The sequence below is a fragment of the Halomonas faecis genome, from assembly GCF_010993975.1.
GTDB classification, from domain to species: domain Bacteria; phylum Pseudomonadota; class Gammaproteobacteria; order Pseudomonadales; family Halomonadaceae; genus Halomonas; species Halomonas faecis.
On the sequence record NZ_JAACZO010000045.1, the window covers coordinates 1 to 801 of the forward strand.

The 801-nt window shown below is 55.4% G+C and carries 1 protein-coding gene and 1 pseudogene; both read right to left on the reverse strand.

What is annotated here, in order from left to right; genetic code table 11:
* A pseudogene (locus tag GFD32_RS20180) lies at positions 1–112 on the reverse strand (transposase); the annotation flags it as partial.
* A gap of 147 nt (positions 113–259) precedes the next feature.
* Entirely contained in the window at positions 260–607 is a 348-nt protein-coding gene (locus GFD32_RS14530; RefSeq protein ID WP_163577335.1) for a DUF3024 domain-containing protein, read from the reverse strand.
* Positions 608–801: the final 194 nt, after the last annotated feature.

The following is an 801-nucleotide window of genomic DNA, read 5'->3' on the forward strand; positions in this document are numbered from 1 at the left end:
GTTCGATCAGGTAATGCACCGCGTGCTCGAACGTGCCGGGCTGCAGCTGTTCCAGGAAGTTGATGGCGACCAGAGCGTGCTGATCGTAGTCATAGGGCTTGAACCTGGGCATACCGGCGGCTCTCCGTGGCCTTTTCCTCATCCTACCGGGCGTGGACAGGGTTTTGCTACAGCCTCAACGCCGCTCAGCACGCGCGGCTACGAAATGGAGGCGAAGCCGCAATGTAGTAGACGTCTCCGTGACTGGCATGGTTATGTGCTACCCGAAAAAACAGCCATTGTCGTCGGCATTCACGATAGCAAAAAATTCCTCAATGGAGCGTGACTCAGGTTCTGGCGTGTACGAATGCCACTTCAGATCACTGCGCATCCAGTAGATTTTCCAGCGTTGAGTTTTATTGACGTAGGTAGCTTTTGCCACCGGTGACTCAATGATCGTGGACGGCTCACGAAAGTGTGGGCGAATTTCGACGATCTGCACGCTTGGGCCAGAAACGCGAACTTCCAAGTCCACCTGAGATCGAATATGAACTGGTGGTCGCCGTGCTTCGAGAAAGTCCGAAGCGGCCCGCTCGATTTTCTTTGCTTCAAACTCACTGAATGCCATGTAGATTCTCTATGGGAACGCCCACATAACTGTTCAGCATTTCTTCGCCGTGCGAAGCATGGCGGATAAATGCCTGTTGGACTAAGCCGCCCGTCAGGCTACGACGCCGCTTCTATAGGGTTTTGTATTGGCCGGAGCGTGACCCGATGCATCCGGTCGCGAGGGTACGGGCCTGTGATGCCGCGTCCGGGCCG

Coding starts and splice junctions, on each gene's coding strand:
- GFD32_RS14530 (WP_163577335.1), bottom strand. CDS start 607: ATGGCATTCAGTGAGTTTGAAGCAAAGAAAATCGAGCGGGCCGCTTCG.